The organism is Cronobacter malonaticus LMG 23826 (genome assembly GCF_001277215.2).
Classification (GTDB): domain Bacteria; phylum Pseudomonadota; class Gammaproteobacteria; order Enterobacterales; family Enterobacteriaceae; genus Cronobacter; species Cronobacter malonaticus.
The window spans coordinates 1,774,441-1,800,562 of sequence record NZ_CP013940.1 but is presented as its reverse complement, the minus strand read 5'-3'; the positions used below and the strand labels follow the sequence as shown (position 1 = coordinate 1,800,562).

The 26,122-nt window shown below is 54.2% G+C and carries 18 protein-coding genes, 2 tRNA genes and 3 other RNA genes; 10 read left to right on the top strand and 13 right to left on the bottom strand.

Translation table 11 applies throughout. From position 1 onward, the window contains the following. Window positions 1–48: 48 nt before the first annotated feature. Entirely contained in the window at window positions 49–1,677 is a 1,629-nt protein-coding gene (gene oppA / locus AFK66_RS08610) for an oligopeptide ABC transporter substrate-binding protein OppA (RefSeq protein WP_007775571.1), read from the bottom strand. A gap of 790 nt (window positions 1,678–2,467) precedes the next feature. After that, the gene (locus AFK66_RS08605) at window positions 2,468–3,106 is read right to left on the bottom strand and encodes a YchE family NAAT transporter (protein ID WP_007775574.1); all 639 of its coding nucleotides are present in this window, start codon (window positions 3,104–3,106) and stop codon (window positions 2,468–2,470) included. A 479-nt stretch (window positions 3,107–3,585) separates the two neighbouring features. Here AFK66_RS08605 and adhE point away from each other — a divergent pair, with 479 nt between their 5' ends. After that, a complete protein-coding gene (adhE, locus tag AFK66_RS08600; protein ID WP_007775579.1) occupies window positions 3,586–6,264 on the top strand; it encodes a bifunctional acetaldehyde-CoA/alcohol dehydrogenase in 2,679 nt (892 codons plus the stop codon). A gap of 293 nt (window positions 6,265–6,557) precedes the next feature. On the opposite strand, the gene tdk is transcribed toward adhE, so the two are convergent. Further along, complete coding sequence (tdk, locus tag AFK66_RS08595) at window positions 6,558–7,163, bottom strand: thymidine kinase (protein WP_007775581.1); 606 nt, start codon at window positions 7,161–7,163, stop codon at window positions 6,558–6,560. 542 nt (window positions 7,164–7,705) lie between these two features. Here tdk and hns point away from each other — a divergent pair. Further along, window positions 7,706–8,119 (top strand): histone-like nucleoid-structuring protein H-NS, encoded by a 414-nt coding sequence (gene hns / locus AFK66_RS08590; RefSeq protein WP_007679581.1) that lies wholly within the window; start codon window positions 7,706–7,708, stop codon window positions 8,117–8,119. Window positions 8,120–8,232: 113 nt separating this feature from the next. Here the strand turns inward: hns and AFK66_RS08585 are convergent, their stop codons facing one another. From AFK66_RS08585 to rssB, 4 genes are all read right to left on the bottom strand, one after another. Then, entirely contained in the window at window positions 8,233–9,246 is a 1,014-nt protein-coding gene (locus tag AFK66_RS08585) for an NAD-dependent epimerase (RefSeq protein ID WP_023898590.1), read from the bottom strand. A gap of 14 nt (window positions 9,247–9,260) precedes the next feature. Continuing rightward, on the bottom strand, window positions 9,261–10,601 hold the full coding sequence (locus tag AFK66_RS08580; protein WP_007775589.1) for a UDP-glucose dehydrogenase family protein: 1,341 nt from the start codon (window positions 10,599–10,601) through the stop codon (window positions 9,261–9,263). A gap of 21 nt (window positions 10,602–10,622) precedes the next feature. Further along, window positions 10,623–11,531 (bottom strand): UTP--glucose-1-phosphate uridylyltransferase GalU, encoded by a 909-nt coding sequence (galU, locus tag AFK66_RS08575; RefSeq protein WP_007775591.1) that lies wholly within the window; start codon window positions 11,529–11,531, stop codon window positions 10,623–10,625. Window positions 11,532–11,732: 201 nt separating this feature from the next. Next, the gene (rssB, locus tag AFK66_RS08570; RefSeq protein WP_007775600.1) at window positions 11,733–12,746 is read right to left on the bottom strand and encodes a two-component system response regulator RssB; all 1,014 of its coding nucleotides are present in this window, start codon (window positions 12,744–12,746) and stop codon (window positions 11,733–11,735) included. A 352-nt stretch (window positions 12,747–13,098) separates the two neighbouring features. Here rssB and AFK66_RS08565 point away from each other — a divergent pair, with 352 nt between their 5' ends. From AFK66_RS08565 to AFK66_RS08535, 7 genes are all read left to right on the top strand, one after another. Next, on the top strand, window positions 13,099–13,557 hold the full coding sequence (locus tag AFK66_RS08565) for a YchJ family protein (RefSeq protein ID WP_071603031.1): 459 nt from the start codon (window positions 13,099–13,101) through the stop codon (window positions 13,555–13,557). A gap of 51 nt (window positions 13,558–13,608) precedes the next feature. Then, window positions 13,609–14,451 (top strand): formyltetrahydrofolate deformylase, encoded by an 843-nt coding sequence (gene purU, locus AFK66_RS08560; RefSeq protein WP_023898588.1) that lies wholly within the window; start codon window positions 13,609–13,611, stop codon window positions 14,449–14,451. A 168-nt stretch (window positions 14,452–14,619) separates the two neighbouring features. Beyond that, a non-coding RNA gene (locus tag AFK66_RS08555) (RtT sRNA) lies at window positions 14,620–14,760 on the top strand. A gap of 28 nt (window positions 14,761–14,788) precedes the next feature. After that, a tRNA-Tyr gene (locus AFK66_RS08550) sits at window positions 14,789–14,873 on the top strand. Window positions 14,874–14,908: 35 nt separating this feature from the next. Continuing rightward, a tRNA-Tyr gene (locus AFK66_RS08545) sits at window positions 14,909–14,993 on the top strand. Window positions 14,994–15,038: 45 nt separating this feature from the next. Next, window positions 15,039–15,170, top strand: a non-coding RNA gene (locus tag AFK66_RS08540) — RtT sRNA. 45 nt (window positions 15,171–15,215) lie between these two features. Further along, a non-coding RNA gene (locus AFK66_RS08535) (RtT sRNA) lies at window positions 15,216–15,347 on the top strand. A 178-nt stretch (window positions 15,348–15,525) separates the two neighbouring features. Here AFK66_RS08535 and AFK66_RS08530 read toward each other — a convergent pair. Continuing rightward, complete coding sequence (locus AFK66_RS08530) at window positions 15,526–16,296, bottom strand: SDR family oxidoreductase (RefSeq protein WP_007775604.1); 771 nt, start codon at window positions 16,294–16,296, stop codon at window positions 15,526–15,528. Between the two features lie 94 nt (window positions 16,297–16,390). Here AFK66_RS08530 and AFK66_RS08525 point away from each other — a divergent pair, with 94 nt between their 5' ends. Further along, entirely contained in the window at window positions 16,391–17,335 is a 945-nt protein-coding gene (locus tag AFK66_RS08525) for an AraC family transcriptional regulator (protein ID WP_023898586.1), read from the top strand. Between the two features lie 147 nt (window positions 17,336–17,482). Here AFK66_RS08525 and narI read toward each other — a convergent pair whose 3' ends face one another. The 5 genes from narI to AFK66_RS08500 all read right to left on the bottom strand — a co-directional run bounded on the left by narI (window position 17,483) and on the right by AFK66_RS08500 (window position 25,953). Next, window positions 17,483–18,160: a respiratory nitrate reductase subunit gamma gene (narI, locus tag AFK66_RS08520; protein WP_004386024.1), complete on the bottom strand. Its 678-nt coding sequence runs from the start codon at window positions 18,158–18,160 to the stop codon at window positions 17,483–17,485. Further along, window positions 18,160–18,870, bottom strand: coding sequence for a nitrate reductase molybdenum cofactor assembly chaperone (narJ, locus tag AFK66_RS08515; protein ID WP_007775612.1), 711 nt, complete (start codon window positions 18,868–18,870; stop codon window positions 18,160–18,162). Before narJ ends, narI begins: the two co-directional genes overlap by 1 nt. Next, window positions 18,867–20,402, bottom strand: a complete 1,536-nt coding sequence (narH, locus tag AFK66_RS08510; protein ID WP_007775614.1) for a nitrate reductase subunit beta — start codon at window positions 20,400–20,402, stop codon at window positions 18,867–18,869. The genes narJ and narH overlap by 4 nt, the downstream gene beginning before the upstream one ends. After that, window positions 20,399–24,145 (bottom strand): nitrate reductase subunit alpha, encoded by a 3,747-nt coding sequence (locus AFK66_RS08505; protein WP_023898585.1) that lies wholly within the window; start codon window positions 24,143–24,145, stop codon window positions 20,399–20,401. The genes narH and AFK66_RS08505 overlap by 4 nt, the downstream gene beginning before the upstream one ends. Window positions 24,146–24,561: 416 nt before the next feature. Then, window positions 24,562–25,953: a NarK family nitrate/nitrite MFS transporter gene (locus tag AFK66_RS08500; RefSeq protein WP_144432654.1), complete on the bottom strand. Its 1,392-nt coding sequence runs from the start codon at window positions 25,951–25,953 to the stop codon at window positions 24,562–24,564. Window positions 25,954–26,122 lie beyond the last annotated feature (169 nt).

The following is a 26,122-nucleotide window of genomic DNA, read 5'->3' as shown; positions in this document are numbered from 1 at the left end:
GAAAAATAAGACACAGTGGGGCAAGAAACCCTGCCCCACGCATTGCCATTAATGTTTGATAATATACAGGTTTTTAACGTAGACATTATCCAGCGGGTCTTTACCGGTGTAACCACCGACCCACGGTTTCACCAGGCGGGCGTTCACATAGTAATAAACCGGAACGATGACGGAATCTTTATCCAGCTGCTGCTCCGCTTTATTGTACAGCTCGCTGCGCTGGGCTTCGTCGCTCACCTGCAGCGTCTGCTGCATCACTTTATCAAACGCGTCGCTCTTATAGTGCGAGGTGTTGTTCGAGCTGTTGGACAGCATGGTGTTCAGGAAGGACGTCGGCTCGTTGTAATCCGCACACCAGCCTGCACGCGCCACGTCAAAGTTGCCCTGATGACGGGTATCCAGGAAGGTTTTCCACTCCTGGTTTTCCAGCTTCACGTTCACGCCCAGGTTTTTCTTCCAGATGGACGCGGCCGCGATCGCCAGTTTTTTGTGCAGATCGGAGGTGTTGTACAGCAGATCGAACGTCAGCGGCTTGTCAGCGGTATAGCCCGCTTCGGCCAGCAGTTTTTTCGCTTCGGCGTTACGCTGCTCCTGGGTCATTTTGAACCAGGCCGGTTCGGTGAATTTCGCGCCATCGGTGTACGGCGGGGTGTAACCATAGGCTGGCAGGTCGCCCTGGTTTTTCACTTTATGCACGATGATATCGCGATCCAGGCCCAGCTTCAGCGCGGTACGGACACGCGGATCGTTAAACGGCGCTTTCTGGTTGTTGATTTCGTAGTAATAGGTGCACAGGTACGGGTCGACGTGCACTTCTTTCGGGATCTCTTTTTTCAGCTTCTGGAACAGTTCAATCGGCATGTTGTTATAAGTCATGTCGATTTCGCCGCTGCGGTAGCGGTTAACATCCGTTACTTCAGAAGAGATAGGCAGGTAAGTCACTTCATTGATAACGGTTTTCGCGTTATCCCAGTAGTTGGTGTTGCGCTCAAGTACGATGCGCTCGTTCACCACCCAGGATTTCAGTTTGTACGCGCCGTTAGACACGATGTTAGCCGGCTGGGTCCATTTCTCGCCAAATTTCTCAACGACGGCTTTCGGCACCGGAGACATGGAGGAGTGAACCAGCAGCTTATAGAAATACGGGACCGGCTCGCTCAGGGTGACTTCAAGCGTATGGTCGTCGATCGCTTTTACGCCAAGATCGGTGGCAGGTTTTTTACCGGCAATGATGTCGTCGATATTGGTAATGTGGCCGTACTGCAGATAGCTTTCATACGGAGAGGCGGTTTTCGGGTCAGCCAAGCGCTGCCAGCTGTAAACGAAATCCTGTGCCGTGACCGGCTCGCCGTTGGACCATTTTGCATCTTTACGCAGATGGAAGGTCCAGACTTTAAAATCTTTGTTTTCCCACTTTTCGGCAACACCCGCGCTCGGGTGGCCTTCAACATCAGTGACCAGCAGACCTTCGAAGAGGTCACGGTTGATATTGGACTCCGGCACGCCTTCAATTTTATGCGGGTCGAGAGACTGTACTTCTGAACCGTTGTTGCGCACCAGCGTTTGTTTCTCCGCCAGTTGCACACCCGCAGGTACATTCGCAGCCATTGCGTTACCCGCGATTAGCGCAGAAAGGATCCCCGCAGCTACCAGACTTTTTTTTGTGATGATGGACATTGTGTTGGTACTCCACTCATTATTATTACTGACGAAAGTCAGCCCGTTCTCCCCTGACGGGGACCTGTGCAGCGCAGGAGCTTTCGCGTCTGCCAGGTGGTTTTCTTTTTTACAGCTTGCTATCACCGACTTTATTTATCACGGCCGCTCTCTGGCAGCCTGTCGTCGATTCTTGACTGCCCTTCCCTGTTTTAAGGACAGTTTCTTTTCGCGCTACCTGTTGAGGGAAAGCGCTTTCATACGAAAATCGTTCTCACCTGTTGATAATTCGCAGGCAAATGTTTTGCCGGAAAGTATCAAATGCGTGAATTGTGCGCCAATACAATTTACAAATTTGTTAACCGCTTCTCTTTTGTCGCAAAGGCTGTCGTGAAGACATCGGAGCGCAAAAGCGCCAGATACTGATATTTGTTGCTTATAATCAATGGGTTAACTGAAGCCGGCACCGCTTACGCACCGTGTCACGTTGCTCACAGTACATCGCAACATAAAGTTAACAATTGAACAAAAATTAGCACATTTATCTGCAGTGGCGTTGAAATTACTAATATCATTTCGTTAAACCCGCATCAATACTCAAACTATCATGTGACAAAAATAACAGACTGATTGCTTTATTTATGAACGCAAAGAATGTAACTGATACTGTAATTCATTGTTTTAATAATGCTTTGCCAGATATCAGATAAAGTTATGAGTAATAAATCGAAACGCGGAGTGTTATACGAAATGCTAATAATGAAAGAAAAAAGCGAAGCTTCCGCTTCGCTTTTATAAAGGAATAAAATGACTAGCTTACCAGGCCGGGAAAGAGCGCTTTAATCCCCGTTACAATAAACTCTATGCCAAGGGCCATCAGCAGCAGGCCCATGATACGGGTAATGACGTTAATACCCGTTTGTCCAAGCAGGCGAACCAGCCACGGTGCCAGACGAAACACCCCCCAGCAGCATGCGGCGAAAAGCGCGATAGCCACCGTAAAACCCAGCATATATTCCCAACTGTGATAGCGCGTGCCCCAGACAATGGTTGAACTGATAGCCCCTGGCCCTGCCATCAACGGCAGCGCCAGCGGCACAACGCCGATACTTTCGCGGATCGCCGTTTCCGACTTCTCCTGCTTATTCTGTTTATCCTCGCCCAGTTTCCCGCTAATCATCGACATGGCGATAGTGACGACCAGGATGCCGCCAGCGATTCGGAAAGAATCAATAGAGATGCCGAATATCTGGAGAATGGCGTCGCCGAGAAAAAGTGACGTCCAGAGAATGATGGCAACGGAGAGGTTTGCAGTCAGGTTGGTTTTGTTACGCGCCGCCGCCGTCTGGTAACTCGTCATACTAATGAAGACAGGGATGATACCCACCGGGTTTACCAGCGCGAACAGACCAATAAAGAACTTAAAAAAGGTTGGCAAATCAAACAGCATAGAATTCAAGGGAAGCTCCGCAGATTGGTGAGGCGACAGCGAGCGTAATGTAATCCAAAACCCTTCCTTACGCTACGCCATTACCCCTTTAAACATTCCTGATCTCGCGCCCGTTTGACCGCGTCGACCTGTGTTATTCTTTTGTTGATTTATGGTGATGTAATTATTCAAAAGTGTAGTAAATATATTAACCATCGCTGAAATACCGCTATAAGGGCTGCTGAAAGGAGTCAGCATGGGGTTAAATTGATTTAGATCACGCTTTTGGTAACCAGAAGTGAGTATCTTGATGATGCCGCCAGGGAGTAAGACATTTTCCAGAAAAATGTTTTAAGGCAAGGCTCTTTTAGTAAATCAGCGGAGGTTTGTGGTCGTTGTGCTGATAAACCTGTCTGTAACGCACGCTGTTTGGGGCTGACTATACTGTCGTTTCGAGCAGATGATTTACTAAAAGAGTTTAACATTATCAGGAGAGCATTATGGCTGTTACTAATGTCGCTGAACTAAACGCCCTCGTCGAGCGCGTCAAAAAAGCCCAGCGTGAATATGCCAACTTCACCCAAGAACAGGTTGACAAAATCTTCCGCGCCGCCGCCCTGGCCGCTGCAGATGCTCGAATCCCCCTCGCTAAAATGGCCGTTGCCGAATCCGGAATGGGTATCGTCGAAGATAAAGTGATCAAAAACCACTTTGCTTCTGAATATATCTACAACGCCTATAAAGATGAGAAGACCTGCGGCATCCTCGACGAAGATGACACCTTTGGTACTATCACTATCGCTGAACCTATCGGCATCATCTGCGGTATCGTTCCGACCACTAACCCAACCTCTACCGCTATTTTCAAATCGCTTATCAGCCTGAAAACCCGTAACGCGATTATTTTCTCCCCACATCCGCGTGCGAAAGATGCAACCAATAAAGCAGCGGATATTGTGCTGCAAGCCGCTATCGCCGCTGGTGCGCCGAAAGATCTGATCGGCTGGATTGATCAGCCTTCCGTTGAGCTGTCTAACGCACTGATGCATCATCCGGATATCAACCTGATTCTGGCCACGGGCGGCCCGGGCATGGTGAAAGCGGCATACAGCTCCGGTAAACCGGCTATCGGCGTAGGTGCCGGTAACACGCCGGTAGTTATCGATGAAACGGCCGATATCAAACGCGCTGTCGCGTCTATCCTGATGTCCAAAACCTTCGATAACGGCGTTATCTGCGCATCAGAACAGTCTGTCATCGTTGTTGATTCTGTTTATGATGCAGTGCGCGAACGTTTCGCCAGCCACGGTGGCTACCTGTTGCAGGGCGCAGAACTGAAAGCAGTGCAAAATATCATTCTGAAGAACGGCGCGCTGAACGCGGCTATCGTAGGTCAGCCAGCCGTTAAAATCGCCGAGATGGCAGGTATCACCGTGCCATCCAGCACCAAAATTCTGATTGGCGAAGTTTCTCTGGTTGATGAAAGCGAACCGTTCGCGCACGAGAAACTCTCTCCGACTCTTGCAATGTACCGCGCAAAAGATTTCGAAGATGCAGTAGTAAAAGCGGAAAAACTGGTTGCGATGGGCGGTATCGGTCATACCTCCTGCCTGTACACCGACCAGGATAACCAGCCGGCTCGCGTCACCTTCTTCGGCGACAAAATGAAAACCGCGCGTATCCTTATCAACACGCCGGCTTCTCAGGGTGGTATCGGGGATCTCTACAACTTCAAACTGGCACCGTCTCTGACGCTCGGTTGCGGTTCCTGGGGTGGTAACTCCATCTCTGAAAACGTTGGTCCGAAACACCTGATCAACAAGAAAACCGTTGCTAAGCGAGCTGAAAACATGTTGTGGCATAAACTTCCGAAATCTATCTACTTCCGTCGCGGCTCACTGCCGATTGCGCTGGATGAAGTGATTACTGATGGTCACAAACGCGCAATGATCGTGACTGACCGCTTCCTGTTCAACAACGGTTATGCCGATCAGATCACTTCCGTGCTGAAAGCGGCTGGCGTTGAAACTGAAGTGTTCTTTGAAGTAGAAGCTGACCCAACCCTGAGCGTGGTTCGTAAAGGCGCCGAGCTGATGAACTCCTTTAAACCGGATGTCATCATCGCACTGGGCGGCGGCTCCCCGATGGATGCTGCGAAAATCATGTGGGTCATGTACGAACATCCGGAAACCCACTTCGAAGAACTCGCGCTGCGCTTTATGGACATCCGTAAACGTATCTACAAGTTCCCGAAAATGGGCGTGAAAGCGAAAATGATCGCTGTCACCACCACTTCCGGTACCGGTTCTGAAGTAACGCCGTTTGCGGTAGTTACCGATGACGAAACCGGCCAGAAATATCCGCTGGCGGACTACGCGCTGACGCCGGACATGGCAATTGTCGATGCCAACCTGGTGATGGACATGCCGAAATCGCTCTGCGCCTTCGGTGGTCTGGATGCGGTAACCCACGCGCTGGAAGCTTACGTTTCCGTACTGGCGTCTGAATTCTCCGATGGTCAGGCTCTGCAGGCACTGAAACTGCTGAAAGAAAACCTGCCGGCGTCCTACCATGAAGGTTCGAAAAACCCGGTAGCGCGTGAACGTGTTCACAGTGCCGCTACCATCGCAGGTATCGCGTTTGCGAACGCCTTCCTGGGCGTGTGCCACTCTATGGCCCACAAACTGGGGTCGCAGTTCCACATCCCGCACGGTCTGGCGAACGCCCTGCTTATCTCGAACGTTATCCGCTATAACGCGAACGATAACCCGACCAAGCAGACAGCTTTCAGCCAGTATGACCGTCCGCAGGCACGTCGTCGTTACGCTGAAGTCGCTGACCACCTGGGTCTCACCGCTCCGGGCGACCGTACCGCAGCGAAAATTGAGAAACTGCTGGCATGGCTGGAAAGCATCAAAGCTGAGCTGGGTATTCCGAAATCTATCCGTGAAGCAGGCGTTCAGGAAGCCGACTTCCTGGCCAATGTCGATAAACTGTCTGAAGATGCCTTCGATGACCAGTGTACTGGTGCTAACCCGCGCTACCCGCTGATTGCCGAACTGAAACAGATCCTGCTGGACAGCTTCTACGGTCGTGAATACAAAGAAGGCGCTGAAGCGGTAAAAGCTGAAGCCGCTCCTGTCGCGAAAGCTGACAAGAAAGCGAAGAAAACCGTTTAAGGTTGTCTGAACTCAAAAACCCGCCGTATGGCGGGTTTTTTTTGCCTGCTATAAAACAGAGCTGTCAATATCCTGCCGCGTTTTACAGAAGCATGACGTATGAATATCGCCTGTTCCCTCTTTCGGCTGTCGTTGTGACGATAAAGAAATTTTTAACTTATTCTCTTGCGTACAGCGCAACGCTAACCTGCTCGTAAAATGCACGTTCAGGTTGTTAGCATCTATAAAAAAGCCTCAACGCGATTGTGAGGCTTCTTCATTAGCGATAATGGGTGACAACAGCCTGTTGTGTTTTAACGGCCCTGAATCGCTTTTAAAGAGCCTTTTTCTAAGGCTTCCTTATAATGCTTACGACACACCGACACATAGCGCTCATTCCCGCCTATGACGACCTGCTCGCCTTCATTGTAAGGCCGCCCCTCATGATCGAGACGAAGCACCATGCCTGCTTTACGACCGCAAAAACAGACGGTTTTCAGCTCCACCAGTTTATCCGACCACGCCAGCAGATACTGACTCCCGCCAAACAGCTCGCCACGGAAATCGGTACGCAGGCCATAACAGAGCACGGGAATATCCAGCTTATCGACAACTTCAGAAAGGGCGTAAACCTGCTCGCGAGTCAGAAACTGGCTTTCATCCACCAGAACGCAATGAACAGGTGCTTCCTGGTGGGCATCGCGAATATCGTCAAATAAAGAGGTATGCACATTATAAAGGCGTGCTGGCGAGGATAATCCTATACGCGAACTCACCTTGCCTGCGCCAAAACGATCGTCAATTTCCGCGGTATAAACCAGGGTACGCATTCCCCTTTCCTGGTAGTTATATGACGACTGGAGTAATGCTGTCGATTTACCGGCATTCATTGCCGAATAGTAAAAATAGAGTTGCGCCATCTGCTCGATAACCCTGGCTTAAGTGTTGGTACATTGACGCCAGTGTATCATATTCTCTGCAACTGGCATGCAGCTGCCCTGAACCGCAGCAGATATTTCTTATATGGCGACTATAGCAAGGAGCGACGCCCAACACTTTGAAACACATTTATGGCTCTTATTGTGGATAAACTGTGGAGACAGCAGTCATTTTAGCCGCTTAATCAAATATGCTTTTGGCGCCAGCTATTCTAATAAGTGGCCGCTAAAGGCTGCTCAAGGTTCCGCTAATACAAAGGAGGGATATTTCACCGGGCTGATAATAATCCCTTAAAAAATGGTGTTTCTCTGAAGAATTGGTGCCTGGTGCCGTGCAGGACAAGCGCATTTTGTGCCGATAACTTTGTGCGTCAGTTCAAGAAAAATTTAAGTGTCGCATTATTAAATGCGCACAAATAATCCGATATTTTGACTTCCTTACATTTCGGCCTATTGCAGAACTGAATTTAAGGCTCTATTATTAGCTCAACACACCACCCCATTATAAGTTTGAGATTACTACAATGAGCGAAGCACTTAAAATTCTGAACAACATCCGTACTCTTCGTGCACAGGCGAGAGAATGTACTCTGGAAACTCTGGAAGAGATGCTGGAGAAATTAGAAGTGGTTGTAAATGAGCGCCGTGAAGAAGAAAGCGCCGCCGCTGCGGAAATCGAAGAACGTACTCGTAAATTACAGCAGTACCGTGAAATGCTGATCGCTGACGGTATTGATCCGAATGAATTACTGAACAGCATGTCTGCCGCTAAAACCGGTACTAAAGCTAAACGTGCTGCGCGTCCGGCTAAATATCGTTACACCGATGAAAACGGCGAGAGCAAAACCTGGACTGGCCAGGGCCGTACCCCTGCAGTGATCAAGAAAGCCATCGACGAGCAGGGTAAACAGCTGGACGATTTCCTGATCAAGGATTAATTTCTCTCAGACAGTGCTTTTGGTGCTGTATAAAAAATCCCGCCTCGGCGGGATTTTTGTTTTTAAGGCCCCTCACAATAAGTAAGAGGCTTTCTGCGGCTACACAGCGAGGGTCAGCCTGCTACGTTATAAAACGCTTTATACCACTCTACAAAGCGTTTAACGCCCTCTTCTACCGAGGTCTGCGGCTTGAACCCAATCACCTTATAAAGCGCTGACGTATCAGCGCTCGTTTCAAGTACGTCGCCCGGCTGCATCGGCAGCATATTTTTCTGCGCTTCTTTACCCAGCGCTTTTTCCAGTGCGGAAATATAATCCATTAGCGCAACGGGAGAGCTGTTGCCGATATTATAAACACGGTACGGCGCGGAACTGGTGGCCGGAGAGCCGTTTTCCACGGTCCATTGCGGGTCAGCCTGTGGAATAACATCCTGCAAACGGACAATCGCCTCAGCAATATCGTCGATATAAGTAAAATCGCGTCGCATCTGGCCGTGATTATAAACATCAATGCTGTTGCCTTTGACAATCGCCTGGGTAAATTTAAAAAGCGCCATATCCGGACGCCCCCAGGGGCCATATACCGTAAAAAAGCGCAGCCCCGTCGTCGGCAGGCCATACAGATGCGAATAAGTATGCGACATCAGCTCGTTGGCTTTTTTCGTCGCGGCATATAAAGAGACCGGATGATCGACCGAATCATCCGTAGAGAAAGGCATTTTACGGTTCAGTCCGTAAACGGAACTTGATGACGCGTATAATAAATGCTCAACCTTATGATGACGGCAGCCTTCAAGCACATTTAAATGCCCGGTCAGGTTGGCATCCGCATAGGCATGAGGATTTTCCAGCGAATAACGCACCCCTGCCTGCGCAGCCAGATGGATGACGCGCTGTGGCTGATGCTGCGTAAATAACATTTCCATTGCCTGGCGATCGGCCAGATCAATTTTTTCGAAATGAAATGCGGTGTGTTGTTTAAGAATATTGAGGCGGGAGTGTTTGAGGTTGACGTCATAATAATCATTCAGGTTATCGATACCGATAACCTGGTGACCGGCTGCCAGCAGACGTTCGCTAACGTGAAAACCAATAAAGCCTGCTGCGCCGGTAACCAGAAATTTCATACGATCCTCATTAATTATGCAATGTTAATGGATGCTCCACGGCCGATTGCATAATAAACAAAGCCGCGTTTGCTGAGCCTTGCCGGATCATACAGGTTACGTCCATCAAAGATAACCGGTTCTTTCAGGGAATTTTTGATGAAATCAAAATCCGGCGCGCGGAATGCCTGCCACTCGGTGCAGATAATCAACGCGTCCGCGCCCTGCAGCGCCGCTTCTTTGGTGCCCATTAAACGCAGGTCTGCGCGATGACCGTAAATACGCTGGGTTTCATCCATCGCTTCCGGATCGTAAGCCTGTACGGTTGCGCCATGTTTCCACAGCTCTTCCATCAGCACGCGGCTGGAAGCTTCACGCATATCGTCGGTATTCGGTTTGAAAGAAAGTCCCCACAGCGCGAAGGTTTTGCCTTCCAGATTCTCGCCGAAATGACGGCGAATAAACTCTGGCAGCTTCATCTTCTGATCGTTGTTGACGTCTTCCACAGCCTTCAGCAGACGCGGCACATAGCCGATATGCTCAGCAGTACGGATCAGCGCCTGAACGTCTTTCGGGAAGCAGGAGCCGCCGTAACCGCAGCCAGGATAGATAAAGTGGTAACCGATACGGGAATCGGAGCCGATACCCTGACGCACTTTCTCGACATCCGCACCCAGACGCTCCGCCAGGTTTGAGATCTCGTTCATAAAACTGATCTTAGTCGCCAGCATACAGTTGGCGGCATATTTGGTCAGCTCGGCGCTACGGATATCCATCAGGATCATGCGGTCGTGGTTGCGGTTGAACGGCTCATAGAGCTCACGCAGCAATTCGACCACATCGTCGTTGTCTGTACCCACAACAATACGCTCAGGACGCATGCAGTCGGCAACCGCCGCCCCTTCTTTGAGGAATTCCGGGTTGGAAACCACATCGAACGGGAAATCCGCGCCGCGCGCCTTCAGCGTTTCGCTCATGACCTGCCGCACTTTATCGGCGGTGCCCACCGGAACGGTGGACTTATCCAGCACGACTTTATGGCTGGTCATATGCTGGGCGATAGTACGCGCCACAGCGGTGACATATTTCAGGTCGGCAGAGCCGTCTTCGTCTGGCGGCGTACCCACAGCGATGAACTGCATCACGCCGTGGTTTACCCCTTCCGCGGCGTCGGTGCTGAAATGCAGACGCCCTTCTTCGTAGTTTTTCTTCACCAGCGGCGTCAAACCTGGCTCATAGATCGGGATAATCCCTTTCTTCAGGTTTTCTACCTTGTTGGCATCAACGTCAATGCACATAACGTCATGCCCTACTTCCGCCAGTACAGCGGCCTGTACCAGCCCCACGTAGCCAATACCAAATACGGTTACTTTCATTACGTTGTCCCGGGTGATTAATTACTTCTTGCCGCCGACGGTGTCATTAAGCCAGGCTTTGAACTCTTCACCCAGCGTATTGTGGCGAATTCCGTATTCCACAAAGGCCTGCATGTAACCCAGTTTGTTGCCGCAGTCGTGGCTCTTGCCTTTCATGTGGTACGCCTCGACGGTTTCTTTATCCATCAGCATGGCGATGGAATCGGTCAGCTGGATCTCATCGCCCGCTCCCGGAGGCGTTTTCGCCAGCAGAGGCCAGATATCCGCGCCAAGCACGTAACGGCCAACTACCGCGAGGTTAGACGGCGCCACGTCGGCTTTCGGTTTCTCAACGATGCCGACCATCGGCACACTGTCGCCCGGCTGCAGCTGCGCGCCCTGGCAATCCACCACGCCATACGCGGTAACGTCTTCTACCGGCTCCACCATGATCTGGCTGCGGCCTGTTTCGTCGAAACGTTTGATCATTTCCGCCAGGTTATCCTGGGAGAGATCGGATTCAAATTCATCGAGGATAACGTCCGGCAGGATGACCGCGACCGGCTCGTTGCCGACAACCGGATGCGCGCACATCACCGCGTGGCCCAGACCTTTCGCGAGACCCTGACGCACCTGCATGATGGTCACGTGCGGCGGGCAGATGGACTGCACTTCTTCCAGCAGCTGGCGCTTAACGCGTTTTTCCAGCATCGCTTCAAGTTCAAAGCTGGTATCGAAGTGGTTCTCGATGGAATTTTTTGAGGAGTGAGTGACCAGAACAATCTCAGTAATGCCAGCGGCAATACACTCATTAACGACATACTGAATTAACGGTTTATCCACCAGCGGCAGCATCTCTTTTGGAATCGCCTTCGTGGCCGGCAACATCCTGGTTCCTAATCCCGCAACCGGGATTACTGCTTTTTTCACTTTCGAATTAATGGCAGCCATTGAATATTCTCCTGGACTGTTCAAGTTTCACACTTGTTCGTCAATTAAAAACGCGTTCGAGTATATCAGTTAAAAAATGGGGAAAGAGTCTGAATACCCTTGCGTCATGGCAATTTAGGACAAATACGAAGAAAACTGACGCGATATTACCACCCGTGCAGACAGCCGGGAAAAGCTATCTGCATCAGATAAATCAAATGCTCATTCCGCAGACAACATGAGTCTTAAGCGGCCGCCTGCGCCCCATACCTGGCACTGCCAGGATTCGCAGCGCTGGCTGATTTGATTTAAGTAAGTATTACCCAGGGTGCCCAAAGGAACACCATTACTGAGCTGAATTTGGTTATCTCCGGTATTTAACGTCGCGTTAAGGCCCGCAGAGACTAATATGAGGTTTTTTAATTCGCTGTGGTAATAACCAACCAGCAAAGGAAATTGACCATACAAATTTGCCTGGCGCAGCAATTGATTTACTTGCTTAAGTAAAGCCCCAAGCTCGGGTAAACGCTGACGCTGTTGCGAGAGCTGTTCCTGAAGTAATCCATTAAACAGCGCGCGTAATAACAGCGCAGCGAGCACGCCGTTGTCGCCCGCCCGCGTCACGTCGAGACAATAAAACGCCAGATCGTTGTCGGAAATCGGCGCAATATCCAGCACCAGCCCAAGTTCATCGGCGGCAACTAACTGGCGGTAATTCACGCGGCAGTGCGACATCACCTGCTGTACCGGCGGCTGTAACTCTTTCAGTAACTTCGCGGCGGCGTGAGGGTTATTGACCAGCGCGTCCCAGTCCTGAAACAGGCGTTCTTCTTCCTCAACACGCGAATTAAACATGTTGGGATAGAGGCAGGCGTAAACGGTTTCACGCAACCGGTTAAAATCTTTGACGGGTTTTAGCAGCACGTCCTGCACGCCAAGGCGCAGCGCTTTGGCGATATCGGACATATTGTCCGTCGCGGAAATCACCAGAATCGGGGTTTGATTGCCGTCGTTGCGCAGACGCTCGATCAGTTTCAGGCCATTCATGCGCGGCATTTCCAGATCGCAAATCAGCAGATCTGGCGCGGCGTCGTGCATTTTCTCCAGCGCGTCAACGCCATCTTCAGCAAGATGCGTCTGCGCGCCCAGTGATGACAGCCATGCGTCAAGCATTGAACGAAAAACGGCTTCATCTTCAACGATGAGGATCTGTTTGCCGGCTAATGGTTGCGTCATCTCTCCCCCCCTGAATGACTTGTTGCCAAGTTTGGCATGCTCAGGCGGGCTGTGCCTGTCAGAATTGCCCGAAGAATGTCAGCGCAACAGGAAGAAACATAACGCTTTTGCGCCTGGCGCAATGAAGCGGGAGTGATAGTGCCCTGTGACCAAAAGATAAACTGCAGCATGTGGATACTTTATTTTATACCTTTGTGTAAGGCTAAGCCTTGCTGTGTGTGTTCGCCCCGGCATCACGCCACGGGCGTAAAAGTCTGCATATCTGGCGGCGGCGTGGCATCAAGGCCGTCGCTCGGTTAACATAGTGCCGCTGTGGCGTTTAACGCCTTAATTTTGTCCTCAAGGAGAAATCGTGTCGCAACTTTGTCCTTGCGGTAGCGCTCTGGAGTATAGCCTATGTTGCCAGCCTTATCTTTCCGGCAACAAGAGCGCAGCCCTTGCATCACAGCTTATGCGCTCTCGCTACTGCGCTTTCGTGATGAAAAATGCGGAATATCTGATTAAGACCTGGCATCCCGCCTGTCATGCAGACAGCTTTCGAACCGAGATTGAAGCGGGTTTCGCCCATACACAGTGGCTTGGCCTGACGATTTTTGAAGAAGCGCCGGGTCATAGCGAAAGCGAAGCGTACGTCAGTTTTGTGGCGCGTTTCCAGGAAAATGGCAAATCCGGCGCGATTATTGAGCGTTCGCGTTTTCTCAACGAACAGGGCCGCTGGTACTACATCGACGGCACGCGTCCGGTTTTCGGCCGCAACGATCCGTGCCCGTGCGGCTCCGGGAAAAAATTTAAAAAGTGTTGCGGGCAATAATACCGCTGACTGACAACACACTGGCAAACCATCAACAGGATCACCCCTGCAATGCAAGCATTACAACGTAAAGTACTGCGCACCATCTGCCCGGATCAGAAAGGGCTTATCGCGCGCATCACCAACATTTGCTACAAGCACGAGCTGAACATCGTACAGAACAATGAGTTCGTCGATCACCGCACCGGCCGCTTCTTTATGCGTACCGAGCTTGAAGGGATCTTCAATGACGCCACGCTGCTGGCCGATCTCGACAGCGCGCTGCCTGCAGGCTCCGTTCGCGAGCTGAACCCGGCCGGACGCCGCCGCATCGTCATTCTGGTGACTAAAGAGGCGCACTGCCTTGGCGATTTGCTGATGAAAGCCAATTATGGCGGTCTGGATGTGGATATCGCCGCAGTCATCGGCAATCACGAAACGTTGCGCCCGCTGGTTGAGCGTTTCGATATTCCGTTTGAGCTGGTGAGCCATGAAGGGCTGACCCGCGAAGCGCACGATAAACAAATGGCGGACGCCATTGATGCCCATCAGCCGGATTACGTGGTGCTCGCGAAATATATGCGCGTCCTGACGCCAGATTTCGTCGCCCGTTTCCCGAACAAGATTATTAATATTCACCACTCGTTCCTGCCGGCGTTTATTGGCGCGCGCCCTTATCACCAGGCGTACGAGCGCGGCGTGAAAATCATCGGCGCGACCGCGCACTACGTGAATGACAATCTGGATGAAGGCCCGATCATTATGCAGGACGTGATTCATGTGGATCATACCTACACGGCGGAAGATATGATGCGCGCGGGCCGCGACGTTGAGAAAAACGTGCTCAGCCGCGCGCTCTACCAGGTACTGGCCCAGCGCGTGTTTGTTTACGGCAACCGGACGATTATTTTGTAAGCCATTGCCCGTTTCTGTTTAGGTTTAAAACGTTACGGGCAAAAATTACGCAAACAATCGTTATTCGCTAACGGAAGGCTTTACAGGGGCGCGACATTTGATATTATGCGCCCCGCTTCCCGCAGCGGAGGCAGGCCAGTAAAAAGCATTACCCCGTGGTGGGGTTCCCGAGCGTACATCAGGGAGCTGACTGCAAATCTGCCGTCATCGACTTCGAAGGTGCGACTCGAGCGTAGTGAGAGAACGTTGCCGAAGGCAACGGCCCGAAGGGTGAGTCGCGAAGCGACGAATAATCCTTCCATGCTACGATAATGCGGAATAAAGCGTTTTACCCCGTGGTGGGGTTCCCGAGCGGCCAAAGGGAGCAGACTGTAAATCTGCCGTCATCGACTTCGAAGGTTCGAATCCTTCCCCCACCACCATCTCACGCACTACCTCTACAATTTGAATTACCCCTGGTGGGGTTCCCGAGCGGCCAAAGGGAGCAGACTGTAAATCTGCCGTCATCGACTTCGAAGGTTCGAATCCTTCCCCCACCACCATCTCTTTTAAGTACTCCTCACGCTAATTCACTCTCCCACGCATCATATGTTATTGACCAGGGAAGGATGAGAAGCTTCGACGAAGGTTCGAGTCGAGCAACAGCGAGGCAACGTTGCCGCAGGCAACGGCCCGAAGGGTGAGGAGCGAAGCGACGAATAATCCTTCCCCCACCACCATCTCTTTTAAGTACTCCTCACGCTAATTCACTCTCCCACGCCTCATATGTTATTGACCAGGGAAGGATGAGAAGCGTCGACGAAGGTTCGAGTCGAGCAACAGCGAGACAACGTTGCCGCAGGCAACGGCCCGAAGGGTGAGGAGCGAAGCGACGAATAATCCTTCCCCCACCACCATCTCCTTCAAATATCTCCCCAGACTCATGCACTCTCCCATCTTACATATGTCATGGACCGGGGAAGGATGAGAAGCGTCGACGAAGGTTCGAGCCGAGCGACAGAAAAATCGTATTTCGCGTCATCTGCTTTTGGTGGATGCGCTTCGCTTATCCGCCATGTAGTGACTTACAGGTTCTCAGTAAGCAAACGGGGAATGTTGCTGCGCTTCTGTAAGAAATTGCCGGGCATCTTCACCCGCCGCGGTGTACAGCGGTGCGTTTTGATCCCGAGCTACGGCAAAAATGGCGTTCGCCACATCATCGGCATGCGTCACGGGCGAGCCGGCATCACCTGCCATGCGGATAAACTCATCCACCATTTTTCCATACGCCGGATCGTCCCGCCCGCCAAAAAACGCGCGGGCATTTTCGCCAAACTTCGTCTCAGGCGAGCGCCCCGGTAACACCACGTGAACGCGAATACCAAAAGGCCGAACCTCAAGGGCTAATGACTCGCTCCAGGCATTCAGCGCCGCTTTACTGGCACGATACACCCCAATCAGCGGCATCGCTTTGGTGGTGACCGACGACGACACATTGATGATCACTCCTGATTTTTGTTCTCTCATTAGCGGGAGAAATGCCTGAGTCAATAACAGCGTGCCCAGAACATTGGTATTCATTAATTGCCGCGCGGTGGCAAGCGGCGTCAGTTCAACCGGGACCGGCGCGCCGACGCCTGCATTATTCACCAGAAGGTCAATTGCGCCCGCTTTTTGCACCACCTCGTTGATGCTCTCTTCAGCGGTAATATCCAGCGGCAGGATAGTCAGCCTGTCGCTTTCAGGAAACAGTGTCGGGTCAGGCGTTCTCATGGTGGCAATCACATTCCAGCCTTTGTCTAAAAAAAGTTGAGCTGTGACGAGCCCAAAACCTGAAGAGCATCCGGTAATCAGTGCAGTTGACATGGTTCATCCTCTCTGTTGGCAAGAGCGGCAATCATAGCCGCCGTCAGCTGGACAATATATAATCAAAAATCCGCTTAACTTTAGAGAGCGTCCAGTGTCCGATCCGTTAACCGATATTGTTGCTTTGCTTAACCCCAGGCCAACGCGTGCAAAACTCGTTGAAGGCGCAGGTCAGTGGCGTATTCTCCGCGAGTCTGCCGGCGAGGCGTTTTACTGCGCCGTGTTGCAGGGCGAATGTCTGATGAGCATTAACGGTAAAGCGCCCAGACTGCTGGTAGCCGGTGATTTCATACTGATCCCTGCCACGTATACCTTTGAGACCACCAGCGCGGGCGCCGCGCCGCCCGCAGATATCTCAATGCCAACCCTCCTCGGCGACGGGCACGTAAGAATTGGCGCAACAGCGGGGCCGGCTGAACTGCTGATGAATGTGGGTCACTGTGAATTCGACACGCCGGATAAAGCGCTTATCGTCGCGTTACTGCCAAATGAGATCCTGATTAAAGGACAACGCCGTTTCGTCACGCTCTTTGAACTCCTGCTGGATGAAAGCCGGACACGGCGGCCAGGGCGTGAGGTGGTCATGACGCATCTTTTGCAACTGTTGCTGGTGGAGTCGTTGCGAAGCGATCCGGAGCTCGCGAAAACGGCAGGTATTCTGCGCGGGTTACAACACGAAAAGATCGCTACCGCCCTGCATCTCATCCATGAAAAGCCCGGCGCGGACTGGCAAATCGAGCACCTCGCCCGTGAGTGTGCGATGTCCCGATCCTCTTTTTTCGCCACCTTCAGCGAGACCGTCGGCATGTCGCCCATGCAATACCTGCTTTTCTGGCGCATGTCGCTTGCCAGAAAAGCCCTGATGAGTGGCCAGGATAAAATCGAACAGATTGCGTTGCGAACAGGCTACCAGTCAGCGAGCGCGTTCAGCGTCGCCTTCACTAAACACGCGGGCATGCCGCCTGGCGAATTTCGCCGCCGGAGCAGAACTGCGCGGTCGGTTCAGACAGCCCTGCACGAAGAGGAGCCACTGGCCTGATAATGGGCATCACTGTTAAAAGCGTTTTTTAGCCCGGTGAAATCAGGGAAAGAAAGAGAAGCGGGTAACGCCGTAACGGCCTGTAAAGCCGTAAAAAAAAACGCCAGGCCCGACGGGACTGGCGTTTAGCGTTGCGTATCAACAACCTTAGCGACGCGCGCGTACCACCTGGTATTTGCGGGTCAGATATTCCACCGGCGCGCTCCAGACATGCACCAGACGCGTGAACGGGAATACCAGGAACAGCGTCATACCGAGCACCAGATGCACGCGGTAGATAAACGCCACACCGTCCAGATGTTCAGCCGCGCCGCTACGGAACGTCACCACGCTCTGCGCCCAGCCCACCAGCTTCATCATCTCGCTGCCGTCCATATGCTGCGCGGAGAACGGAATGGTGATAAGGCCGAGCGTACACTGCGTCAGCAGCAGCGCCAGGATGAGAATATCGGCGCCGGTGGAGGTCGCGCGCACGCGCGGGCTGAACAGGCGACGCTTGAGCAGCAGCAGGCCGCCAACGAGCGTCATCGCGCCGAAGATCCCGCCTGCGATCATCGCCAGTTGCTGTTTCACGGCAATCGGCAGGAACGATTCGTACATCCAGTGCGGGGTCAGCATCCCGAACAGGTGGCCGAAGAAAATCCCGAGAATACCGAAATGAAACAGGTTCGAGGCCATGTTCATCCCTTTGCGATCCAGCATCTGGCTGGAGGCGGCGCGCCAGGTGTATTGCCCGTAGTCGTAACGCAGCCAGCTGCCCACCAGAAATACCGTACCGGCAATGTACGGGTAGATACTAAAGAAGAACATATTCAGGAAGTGCATTATTGCTGTCCTCCGGCAGAGATATTCAGATATTGCGGAGCGACCGCTCCGGCGAAGCGGCGCTGGTGCGCGGCGATGTCAGACTCGCCACAGCCCTGGTCGGCGAAAAATTTCACCTGTTCTTCTTCCCAGACGGCGTCCAGCGCCTGCGGCGTGTCGTCGCGCGCCTCATCGGCGATTTTCTCGCGCACGTTGTGGGTATCCACCTGCGTGTCAGAAAGCGCAATCAGCAGATCAAACAGCACCGCGTAGCGGCTTTCGCGCTGCTGAAGACGCGCGCCGAGCAGCGCCAGGATCGGCGCGATATCCCGCAAGCCGTTAATGGCGTCCTGCGCCGGAAGCTGCGCCAGGTATTCCAGATAGAGCGGCAGATGGTCCGGCAGCTCACGGCTGTCCAGCATAAGACCCGCGCGTTCATACTGCGCCAGCAGATCCACCATCGCCTGGCCGCGATCGCGCGATTCGCCATGGACATGCTCGAACAGCAGCAGCGACATGGCGCGGCCGCGGTCGAACAGCTCGCCGTAAGCCGCCTGCGCATCCAGCAAATCTTCCTGTAACAGATCGCGGATAAAGACGCCCAGATGATGGGCGTTTTGCAGCGACAGATGTTGCGTATCGGTCAGCGCGTCGAACAGCTCCTGCTGATGCTGCCACAGGGCAGCATCCGGGTACTCCAGCAGGCGGGAGATAATCAGCAGTTCGGTCATTGGCGCGGCTCCGTTTTCACCGTCACGTCGATGGCGTCGATGCGGCGGCTGTTGAACAGGTTGAATTTGCTGTCCGAACCGTGGCAACCGTCGCCAAAGCTAAAGCCGCAGCCGTTACGTTCCGGGAACGCGTCGTGCGCCAGTTCACGGTGGCTCGACGGCACCACGAAGCGGTCTTCGTAGTTCGCGATAGCCAGGTAACGGTACATCTCCTGCGCCTGCGCTTCGGTCAGGCCCACCTCTTCCAGCGCGCGGGTATCGTTCACGCCGTCAACGGTTTCAGCACGTTTGTAGTGACGCATCGCAAGCATACGTTTCAGCGCCAGCAGCACCGGGGCGGTATCGCCCGCGGTCAGCAGGTTCGCCAGGTACTGCACCGGAATACGCAGGCTGTCGACATCCGGCAGAATGCCGTTGCGGCCAAGCTCGCCCGCGTCGGCGGCGGACTGAATCGGCGACAGCGGCGGCACGTACCAGACCATCGGCAGCGTGCGGTATTCCGGGTGCAGCGGCAGCGCCAGCTTCCAGTCCATCGCCAGTTTCCACACCGGCGACTGCTGCGCCGCGTCAATCACGCTTTGCGGCACGCCATCTTTCAGCGCCTGCTCAATGACCGCCGGATCGTTCGGGTCGAGGAATACGTCCAGTTGGCGCTGATAGAGATCGGTTTCATGCTCGGTGCTCGCCGCCTGCTCGATAGCATCTGCGTCATACAGCAGCACGCCGAGGTAACGGATGCGGCCCACGCAGGTTTCAGAGCAGACCGTCGGCATCCCTGCTTCAATACGTGGATAGCAGAAGATACACTTCTCAGATTTCCCGCTCTTCCAGTTGAAGTAGATTTTTTTGTACGGACAGCCGGTGATGCACATACGCCAGCCGCGGCATTTGTCCTGGTCAATCAGCACGATGCCGTCTTCTTCGCGCTTGTAAATCGCGCCGCTCGGGCAGGTCGCCACACACGCCGGGTTCAGGCAGTGCTCGCACAGGCGCGGCAGATACATCATGAAAGTGTTTTCGAACTGGCCGTACATTGCCTTCTGCATGTTTTCGAAGTTCTTGTCCTGCGAACGTTTCTCGAACTCGCCGCCCAGGATCTCCTCCCAGTTCGGACCGGCTTCGATTTTGTTCATCCGCTGGCCGGTAATTTTCGAGCGTGGGCGGGCAATCGGCTGGTGTTTACCTTCCGGCGCGTTATGCAGATGCTGGTAGTCGTAGTCGAACGGCTCGTAGTAATCGTCGATGCCCGGCAGATGCGGGTTAGCGAAAATTTTACCGAGCAGCATCCCACGGCCGCCCATGCGCGGTTGCAGTTTGCCGTTGATTTTGCGCACCCAGCCGCCCTTCCACTTCTCCTGGTTTTCCCAGTCGTTCGGGAAGCCGACGCCCGGCTTGCTTTCGACGTTGTTGAACCAGGCGTATTCCATCCCTTCGCGGCTGGTCCAGACGTTTTTACAGGTCACCGAACAGGTGTGGCAGCCGATGCACTTATCAAGGTTCAGCACCATGCCGACTTGTGAACGAATTTTCATTTTACGCTCTCCTGTTTCTGGTCGTTGCCTTCGCCGTCCAACCAGTCAATGTTCTTCATCTTACGTACCACCACAAACTCGTCGCGGTTAGAGCCGACGGTGCCGTAGTAGTTAAAGCCGTAGGCCAGTTGCGCATAGCCGCCAATCATGTGCGTCGGTTTCGGGCTGATGCGGGTCACCGAGTTATGAATACCGCCGCGCTGGCCGGTGATTTCCGAGCCCGGAATATTCACGATGCGCTCCTGCGCGTGGTACATCATGGTCATCCCGGCAGGCACACGCTGGCTCACCACCGCACGGGCGGTCAGCGCGCCGTTGGCGTTAAACACTTCAATCCAGTCGTTATCCGCAATGCCGAGATCTTTCGCGTCGTCCTCGCTCATCCAGACAATCGGGCCGCCGCGCGACAGCGTCAGCATCAGCAGATTGTCGCTGTAGGTGGAGTGAATGCCCCATTTCTGGTGTGGCGTCAGGAAGTTCAGCGCCTTCTCCGGGTTGCCGTTGGATTTCTGCCCCATCACGGCTTTTACCGAACGGGTATCGATCGGCGGGCGATACACCAGCAGGCTCTCGCCGAAGTCGCGCATCCACGGGTGATCCTGATAGAGCTGCTGACGACCAGAGAGCGTGCGCCACGGGATCAGCTCGTGAACGTTGGTATAACCGGCGTTGTACGAAACGTGCTCATCTTCAAGCCCGGACCACGTGGGGCTGGAGATAATTTTGCGCGGCTGCGCCTGAATATCGCGGAAGCGAATCTTCTCGTCTTCTTTGTTCAGCGCGAGATGCGTATGGTCGCGGCCGGTGAACTCACTCAGCGCCGCCCAGGCTTTTACCGCCACCTGGCCGTTAGTTTCCGGCGCGAGCGTTAAGATCATCTCGGCGGCGTCAATCGCGGTGTTCAGCATCGGCTGGCCTTTGGCCGGGCCGTCCTGCTTGGTGTAGTTAAGCTTGCGCAGCAGATCCATTTCGCTCTGGGTATTCCAGGCGATGCCCTTGCCGCCGTTGCCGATGGTCTCCAGCAGCGGGCCGATGGAGGTGAAGCGCTCGTAGGTCGCCGGGTAGTCGCGCTGTACGGCGATGATGTGCGGCGCAGTTTTGCCGGGGATCAGGTCACACTCACCTTTTTTCCAGTCTTTCACATCGAGCGGCTGCGCCAGTTCGGCGGCGGAGTCATGCTGAATGGGCAGCGTCACTACGTCTGTCTCTACGCCAAGATGGCCGACGCACAGCTCGGAGAATTTCTTCGCGATGCCTTTGTAAATCTCCCAGTCGCTTTTGGATTCCCAGGCCGGGTCCACCGCGGCGGAAAGCGGATGAATAAACGGATGCATATCCGAGGTATTCATATCGTCTTTCTCATACCAGGTGGCGGTCGGCAGCACGATATCGGAGTAGAGACAGGTGCTGGAGAGACGGAAATCGAGCGTGACCACCAGATCCAGTTTGCCGTCGAGGCCGTTGTCCTGCCATTCGATCTCTTCCGGCTTCACGCCGCCCTGCTGGCCCAGATCTTTGCCCTGAATGCCGTTCTCGGTGCCGAGCAGGTATTTGAGCATGTACTCATGCCCTTTACCGGAAGAACCCAGCAGGTTGGAGCGCCAGACGAACAGGTTGCGCGGGTGGTTTTTGCCGTTTTCCGGCTCTTCGGCCGCAAAGCGAATGTCGCCCGATTTCAGCGCGTTCACGGTGTAATCCACCGGGCTCATGCCGGCGGCGTCCGCCGCGGCTTTGATGCGCAGCGGGTTGGTTCCAAGCTGCGGCGCGGACGGCAGCCAGCCCATACGCTCGGCGCGCACGTTAAAGTCAATCAGATGGCCGCTGTAGCGCGACTTATCCGCGAGCGGCGACAACAGATCGTCGGTCGTCAGGGATTCGTATCGCCACTGGCTGGAGTGGTTATAGAAGAACGACGTGCTGTTCATATGGCGCGGCGGACGGTTCCAGTCCAGCGCGAACGCCAGCGGCGTCCAGCCGGTTTGCGGACGCAGTTTCTCCTGGCCCACATAGTGCGCCCAGCCGCCGCCGCTCTGACCGACGCAGCCGCAGAACACCAGCATATTGATAAGCCCACGGTAGTTCATATCCATGTGATACCAGTGGTTCATACCGGCGCCGACGATGATCATTGAGCGGCCGTGAGTCTTATCGGCGTTATCGGCAAATTCGCGCGCGGTACGAATAATCTGCGCACGCGGCACGCCGGTCACCTGTTCGGCCCAGGCCGGGGTATAGGCTTTCACGTCGTCGTAGCTCGCCGCGCAGTTACCATCGCCAAGACCGCGATCCAGACCGTAGTTGGCAAGCGTTAAGTCATAGACCGTCGCCACCAGCGCGCTGGAGCCGTCGGCAAGCTGCAGGCGTTTCACCGGCAGTTTATGCAGCAGGATGTTTTCAAGCTTCACGCTCTGGAAATGTTCGCTGCTTTCGCCGCCAAAATACGGGAAGCCAACTTCTGCCACCTCGTCGTGATGGCCCAGCATCGAGAGGCGCAGTTCGGTCTCTTCACCGGTCGTGCCATCGCGCTGTTCCAGGTTCCATTTGCCTTTTTCTCCCCAGCGGAAACCGATAGAGCCGTTCGGCGCGACCATATCGCCATTACGGTTATCAAACGCGACGGTTTTCCATTCCGGGTTATTTTCCTGGCCCAGATTATCGACCAGATCCGAGGCGCGCAGCATACGGCCTGCGGCGTAGAAGCCGTCGCGCGCTTCGAGCATCACCAGCATCGGCATGTCGGTGTAGCGGCGCACGTAATCGGTGAAATACTGGCTCGGTTTGTCGAGGTGGAATTCACGCAGCATGACGTGCCCCATCGCCAGCGCCATCGCGCTGTCGGTGCCCTGTTTGGGCGCGAGCCACAGGTCGCACAGTTTGGCGATTTCGGCGTAGTCCGGCGTCACGGCGACGGTTTTGGTGCCTTTGTAGCGCACTTCGGTAAAGAAGTGGGCGTCCGGGGTACGGGTCTGTGGAACGTTTGAACCCCAGGCGATAATGTAGCTGGAGTTATACCAGTCGGCGGATTCCGGCACGTCCGTCTGTTCGCCCCAGGTCATCGGCGAGGCGGGCGGCAAGTCGCAATACCAGTCATAGAAGCTCAGGCACGTCCCGCCGATAAGCGACAGGTAACGCGCGCCGGAGGCGTAAGAGACCATCGACATCGCCGGGATCGGCGAGAAGCCCGCGATACGGTCGGGGCCAAAGGTTTTGGCGGTCCAGACGTTGGCGGCGGCGATAAGCTCATTCACCTCCTGCCAGGAAGAGCGCACAAAACCGCCGCGTCCGCGCGCCTGTTTGTAGCTTTTCGCTTTTTCGCTGTCTTCCATGATGGACGCCCAGGCGTTCACCGGATCGCTGTGCTGCGCTTTCGCTTCGCGCCACAGTTTGATCAGGCGTTTACGCATCAGCGGATATTTCAGACGGTTGGCGCTGTAGAGATACCAGGAGTAGCTGGCCCCACGCGGGCAGCCGCGCGGCTCGTGGTTCGGCATATCGGGGCGGGTGCGTGGGTAGTCGGTCTGCTGGGTTTCCCAGGTAACCAGACCGTTTTTGACGTAAATCTTCCAGCTGCAGGAACCGGTGCAGTTAACGCCGTGAGTGGAGCGGACAATTTTGTCATGCTGCCAGCGCTGACGGTAACCCTCTTCCCAGTCCCGGTTCGTATCCAGAAGTTGTCCATGCCCATCGGCAAAGGTTTCGCCTTTCTGCTTGAAATAGCGGAACCTGTCCAGGAATTTACTCATCGGGGTGTTCTCCTGTGTGGAGCCTGTTGGCTCTCTGGTCAAATCGACATTGGCTCAATGTGCGGGACGGTAACGCGCGGCTTAAGGTACAGAATTGACGGCGATCAACACGGTCTGGCTTAGAAAATGCGCGCCAGAACGCCAGTACCCCCAAAGGGTAATCTGGTGAGATTAAACAACCTCTTGGATATATTATGTTTTTTATAAAAACGGCGTGTTTTTAATCGCTTTCGGTTAACCGTCGGGTATTAAGGGGTAGTCTGAAAGTGACGGTGCTCCCCGCCACGCTTATTTGCCGTTTTCCTGCCAGCCGCCCGCGCTGAAACGCCAGCGCGAATAAAAAGTATGTTGTAACTAATTCGAACATAAAAAAAGCGCGGCCAGGCCGCGCAAAGGATAACCAAAAAGTTAACGGGTTAGCGTGCTGCTTTACGGCCATACACAGCCCAGGTCAGCACCACGCAAGCAATATAAAACACCAGGAAAACTTTCATCGCGCCTGCCGGTGAGCCGGTCAGCGCCAGCGACGTACCAAAGGCTTTCGGGATAAAGAACCCGCCGATGGCGCCAATCGCGGAGATAAACCCGAGCGCCGCAGCGGTGTCCGTCGCCGCTTCACGCATCGCCTGCTCATCGCTGCCGCCCGCCGCTTTCACGCGATCCATCGTCAGCTTGCGGAAAATCACCGAAATCATCTGGAACGTCGAGCCGCTACCCAGCCCGGCGGTCAGGAATAGCGCCAGGAACACGCCGAAGAACGCCGCGAAATTCCCGCCGACGCCGCCTGACGGCAGCGTCACAAACAGCAGCGCGCTGAATATCGCCATCAGAATGAAGTTCACCAGCGTCACGCGCGTACCGCCCAGACGGTCGGAAATCGCCCCGCCCGCCGAGCGCGCCAGCGCGCCGAGCAGCGGCCCGAAGAAGGCGAAATGCATCACGTTCACCTGTGGGAACTGCGTTTTTGAGAGCATCGCAAAGCCCGCCGAGAAGCCGATGAACGAGCCGAAGGTCGCGAGATAGAGCAGGCTCATCACCCACAGGTGGCCGCGTTTGAGCACCGGCAGTTGCTCACGGAAAGACGCTTTCGAGGTCGCCAGATCGTTCATGCCAAACCAGGCCGCCAGCGTAAACACGGCGAGGAACGGCACCCACACCCATGCCGCGTTTTCCAGATAAAGGCGCGTGCCGTCATCCTGCGCCACGCCTTCGCTGCCGAACGCGGCAAAGATGGAGAGCGAAATCGCAAGTGGCGCGACCAGCTGCATCACGCTGACGCCCAGGTTGCCGAGGCCGCCGTTAATGCCGAGCGCCCCGCCCTGTTTCTGTTTCGGGAAGAAAAAGCTGATGTTCGCCATGCTGGAGGCGAAGTTCGCCCCGGCAAAGCCGCACAGCAGGGAGATGATGATAAACGTGCCGAAGGACGTGGAAGGATCCTGCACCGCGAAACCCAGCCACACGCACGGAATAATCAAAATGCCGGTGCTGAACGCCGTCCAGCGACGGCCGCCGCAAATCGGCACCATAAAGGAGTATGGCACGCGCAGCAGCGCGCCGGAAACCGACGGCAGCGCGGTCAGCATAAACAGTTGATCGGTGGTAAAACGGAAGCCCACCTTATTCAGATTGACCGCCACTGCGCTGAACAACATCCAGACGCAGAACGCAAGCAGCAGACAAGGCACGGAGATCCACAGATTACGACGGGCGGTGTGCTGGCCGGTACGCTGCCAGAACTGGGTATCTTCAGGCCGCCAGTCGGTAATCAACCCGCTTGTGGAACGTGCCGCAGCGGAAGAGTCACTCATAAACACCTCAAACATGATGGGGATAATGCCGCCACGATAGAGCCTGGACGCGCGCTTAAGTTGATGTAAATCAATGGATATACGCTCTGTGATCTGTGCAAAAAACCGCCTTACTCCCCAGGGAGTAGGCTTAAGCGCTAAAAAAAGTGTGGTTTTTCAGACGCAGCGC